Origin of the sequence: Methylobacterium sp. WL103 (assembly GCF_008039885.1) — a bacterium.
In the GTDB taxonomy this organism is placed as follows: domain Bacteria; phylum Pseudomonadota; class Alphaproteobacteria; order Rhizobiales; family Beijerinckiaceae; genus Methylobacterium; species Methylobacterium cerastii.
The window spans coordinates 1-4,215 of sequence record NZ_VRUX01000375.1 but is presented as its reverse complement, the minus strand read 5'-3'; the positions used below and the strand labels follow the sequence as shown (position 1 = coordinate 4,215).

The following is a 4,215-nucleotide window of genomic DNA, read 5'->3' as shown; positions in this document are numbered from 1 at the left end:
GCCGCGCCCGCGGGCCTGCTGCTGGCCGCCGCCGCGGCCGTCGCCGAAGAAGTTGTCGAAGATGTCCGACATGAAGTCGCCGAACTCGTTGCCGAATCCGGGGCCGCCCTGGCCGCCGCCCTGTGTGAAGGCCTCGTGGCCGAAGCGGTCGTAGGCGGCGCGCTTCTGCCCGTCGGACAGGCACTGATACGCCTCGTTGATCTCCTTGAACTTGATCTCGGCGTCCTTGTTGCCGGGATTCTTGTCCGGGTGGTAGGTCATCGCGAGCTTGCGGAAGGCGACCTTCATCTCGCCGTCCGACGCGGTCTTGGCGACACCCAAGATCTCGTAATAGTCCCGCTTCGACATGCCTTGCCTCGATAGTGCCTAACCGGCCGTCCGCCTGCCCCCGGCAGTCGGCGCCGTCGTGCCGTCGTCGTGAAGGGTCGTCCCAGTGGCCGGCGGCGTTCCGACCTTCGGGGCCGTCGGCGGCCCCGGAATGAAGGTCGGACGCCGCCGCCGCAAGCGAAAACGGGACCGGATCGCTCCGGCCCCGCTTCAACTCGTGCGCGAAGCTTACGCCCGCTTCTTCTGGTCCTTCTCGTCGACCTCCGAGAAGTCGGCGTCGATGACGTCGTCCTTCTTGGCCTCGGCCCCGGCGGCCGCGTCCGGCCCACCCTCGGGCGTCTGGCTGGCCGCGTACATCGCCTCGCCGAGCTTCATCGAGGCCTGCATCAGGTCCGTCGTGCGGGCCTTGATGGTCTCGACGTCCTCGCCCTCGAGCGCAGTCTTGAGCGCGGTCATCGCGGTCTCGATGCCGCCCTTGTCGGCCTCCGAGACCTTGTCGCCGTACTCCTTCACCGACTTCTCGGTCGCGTGGACCAGGCTCTCGCCCTGGTTCTTCACCTCGACGAGCTCGCGGCGCTTCTTGTCCGCCTCGGCGTTGGCCTCGGCGTCCTTGACCATCTTCTCGATGTCGGCGTCCGAAAGGCCGCCCGAGGCCTGGATGCGGATCTGGTGCTCCTTGTTCGTCGCCTTGTCCTTGGCCGTCACGTTGACGATGCCGTTGGCGTCGATGTCGAAGGTCACCTCAATCTGCGGCATGCCGCGCGGAGCCGGCGGAATGCCCATCAGGTCGAACTGGCCGAGCAGCTTGTTGTCGGCTGCCATCTCGCGCTCACCCTGGAAGACCCGGATGGTGACCGCGTTCTGGTTGTCCTCGGCCGTCGAGAAGGTCTGGCTCTTCTTGGTCGGGATCGTGGTGTTGCGGTCGATGAGCCGCGTGAACACGCCGCCCAGCGTCTCGATGCCGAGCGAGAGCGGGGTCACGTCGAGGAGCAGCACGTCCTTGACGTCGCCCTGGAGCACGCCGGCCTGGACCGCGGCGCCGATGGCCACGACCTCGTCCGGATTCACGCCCTTGTGTGGCTCCTTGCCGAAGAACGACTTCACCACTTCCTGGATCTTCGGCATGCGGATCATGCCGCCGACGAGCACGACCTCGTCGATCTCGGACGCGGAGACGCCGGCATCCTTGAGCGCCTTGCGGCAGGGTTCGATCGTGCGCTGCACCAGGTCGTCGACGAGGGACTCGAACTTGGCGCGGCTGAGCTTGAGCGCGAGATGCTTCGGCCCGGTGGCGTCGGCGGTGATGTAGGGCAGGTTGATCTCGGTCTGCGTCGCCGAGGACAGCTCGATCTTCGCCTTCTCGGCGGCTTCCTTGAGGCGCTGAAGGGCGAGCTTGTCCTTGGTCAGGTCGATGCCCTGCTCCTTCTTGAACTCGGCGGTCAGGTACTCGACCACGCGGTTGTCGAAGTCCTCGCCACCGAGGAAGGTGTCGCCGTTGGTCGACTTCACCTCGAACACGCCGTCGCCGATCTCGAGGATCGACACGTCGAAGGTGCCGCCGCCGAGGTCGTAGACCGCGATGGTGCCGGCCTTCTTCTTGTCGAGGCCGTAGGCGAGCGCGGCCGCGGTCGGCTCGTTGATGATGCGCAGCACCTCGAGGCCGGCGATCCTGCCGGCATCCTTGGTCGCCTGGCGCTGGGCGTCGTTGAAGTAGGCGGGCACCGTGATGACGGCCTGCGTCACCGGCTGGCCGAGATGAGCCTCCGCGGTCTCCTTCATCTTCTGCAGCGTGAAGGCGGAGATCTGCGAGGGCGAGTACTTCTTGCCGTCGGCCTCGACCCAGGCGTCGCCGTTGTCGCCGCGGGCGATCGTGTAGGGCACGAAACCCTTGTCCTTTTGCGTCATCGGATCGTCGTAGGTGCGTCCGACCAGGCGCTTGATGGCGAAGAAGGTGCGGTCAGGGTTGGTGACAGCCTGGCGCTTGGCCGGCTGACCGACGAGGCGCTCGCCGTCGTCGGTGAAGGCGACGATGGACGGCGTGGTGCGGGCGCCTTCCGCGTTCTCGATGACCTTGGGCTGCGAGCCCTCCATCACGGCCACGCACGAATTGGTGGTGCCGAGGTCGATGCCGATGACTTTACCCATGGTGGGATCCCTTATGTTGGTTGCGATCAAGCAGACCGCCGAGCCCCGAAGCAGCTCGGCCCATGGCGGTGTGGTGCTGGAAGATGTGGAGACGGAACCGGGGCCGGAACAGGGGCCGCGAACGGCTCCGATCCCACGCTTAATCCCGCGTCTCGCCGGATATAAGAAGGGCGATGCAGGCTCGCAAGGCAAAGCCGCCTCCGAGATGCGCGATCGCGCCAAGTGCTTGCGCCGTCACGCGGAACGCGGCCGGCCGGTGGGTTTCGAGTTCGTTTCGCCCGTGCATTGCATCGCTATGGAGCCGACTCGCCTCCAGGACTTGCTCGAACGCCGTCCCGCCGGCCTGCATTTTGTTGCGCCACGGCCACGCCTCCGCCACCGAAGCCGTGTTAACGCTTCGTAAAGAGCGTCCAGCATGGTGCGAGGCCGGCATCGCGCGGGCCACCTGCCGCCGTACCGAAAGACCCGATGCGTCCGACCCGCAGCCCCGTCATCCCGTTTCTCGCGGTTCCCTGCTTCGCGCTCGCGGCCCTGATGCCCGGCGAAGCCTCGGCCCAAAACTTCTTCGAGGAGCTGTTCGGGATCGGCCGCGCAGCGAAACCTCCGGTGCCGCCGCGCGGGGTCCCGGCGGGTCCGCCCGCCGCACCGATCCCCGGCACGCCGCTTCCCGACGATCCCGCGGCCTCCGTGCCCGAGGCACCGCGCCCGGTCGTCCCCTCGCGCCCCGTGGTGCTGAAGGCCCCATCGGAAGATGGGCTGGTCGGCCAGGAGCTGATGCTCAACGGCTTGAGCGGCAGCCTCAAGCTCGAGCGCGCCGGCTCGGGTTTGTCCGCGCGGATCACGCTGCCGGGCACCAAAGTCTCGCAGCCGACGGAGACCTGCAAGGTGCCGCTCGGCGGCGGAGGCACAATCACCCTGACCTCGGAGGGCCGGCCGGAAGGTGTACCCCGTTATGAGGCGGCGGCTGCGGAGTGCCCGTTGCGGTTCGACGTGACGGAAGGCGGCGTGCTGGTATCGAGCCTCGGGCCGACGCCAGTCTGCACGTTCTCCGCCCAGGATTGCGCCACCACCCCCGTCGGCCTGTGGGGGCCGGCCGCGGCCACCCTGATCCCCCGCTCCTCCGAGTTCGACTCGGCCCGGGGCGTCGCCGACAAGGCGGTGCGAGAGAACTACAAGCTGATGACCCAGCGGGCGCGGCGCGAGGACGTCCGCCCGATCGTGACGGAGCAGGCCGCGTTCTCCTCGGACCGCGAGCAGCTCTGCCGTACCTATGCGCGCGAAGGCGCCCACGGCTTCTGCCATCTCCGAGTCACCGAGAACCGCGCCCTCGCCCTGGCGACGCGCCTCGGCGTCAACGTCACCGCGGCCACCGCACCCGCTGCGCCTCCTCGCCCACGGCGGAAGCCGCCCGTAGAAGGCATGAACCCGGACGGCGGCGCTGCCGCCTTGCCGCAAGGCGAGTAGAAGATGTCATCGCTGGCAAGAAGCCCCCTCCCCTGCTCCGAGCGGGAGTGGGAGGCCTTGCATCATCGCGATAGTGAAGAGGCAAGGCTTAGCGTCGTGCCTGCTTAAAACACGAAAAAGCCGGCTCGCGTTGGGCGAGCCGGCTGATGTGGGATATGATGTTTGGTTGCGGGGACAGGATTTGAACCTGTGACCTTCAGGTTATGAGCCTGACGAGCTACCGGGCTGCTCCACCCCGCGCCAGGGTGATCGAGTGTCGTGTTGAGGGGATGTGTTGGC

General features: G+C 67.4%; 4 protein-coding genes and 1 tRNA gene. 1 reads left to right on the top strand and 4 read right to left on the bottom strand.

All coding sequences use genetic code 11. The features are described 5' to 3' along the window. The 3 genes from FV222_RS18740 to FV222_RS29815 all read right to left on the bottom strand — a co-directional run. A partial coding sequence (locus FV222_RS18740) for a DnaJ domain-containing protein (RefSeq protein WP_147815367.1) occupies positions 1–348 on the bottom strand: 348 nt, incomplete at its 3' end. A 207-nt stretch (positions 349–555) separates the two neighbouring features. Then, positions 556–2,472, bottom strand: coding sequence for a molecular chaperone DnaK (gene dnaK, locus FV222_RS18735; RefSeq protein ID WP_147765158.1), 1,917 nt, complete (start codon positions 2,470–2,472; stop codon positions 556–558). 139 nt (positions 2,473–2,611) lie between these two features. Beyond that, positions 2,612–2,905: a hypothetical protein gene (locus FV222_RS29815; protein ID WP_210248498.1), complete on the bottom strand. Its 294-nt coding sequence runs from the start codon at positions 2,903–2,905 to the stop codon at positions 2,612–2,614. 35 nt (positions 2,906–2,940) lie between these two features. On the opposite strand from FV222_RS29815, the gene FV222_RS18730 reads away from it, so the two are divergent. Further along, a complete protein-coding gene (locus tag FV222_RS18730; RefSeq protein ID WP_147765157.1) occupies positions 2,941–3,936 on the top strand; it encodes a hypothetical protein in 996 nt (331 codons plus the stop codon). A gap of 163 nt (positions 3,937–4,099) precedes the next feature. Here FV222_RS18730 and FV222_RS18725 read toward each other — a convergent pair. Further along, positions 4,100–4,176: transfer RNA gene (locus FV222_RS18725), tRNA-Met, on the bottom strand. Positions 4,177–4,215: the final 39 nt, after the last annotated feature.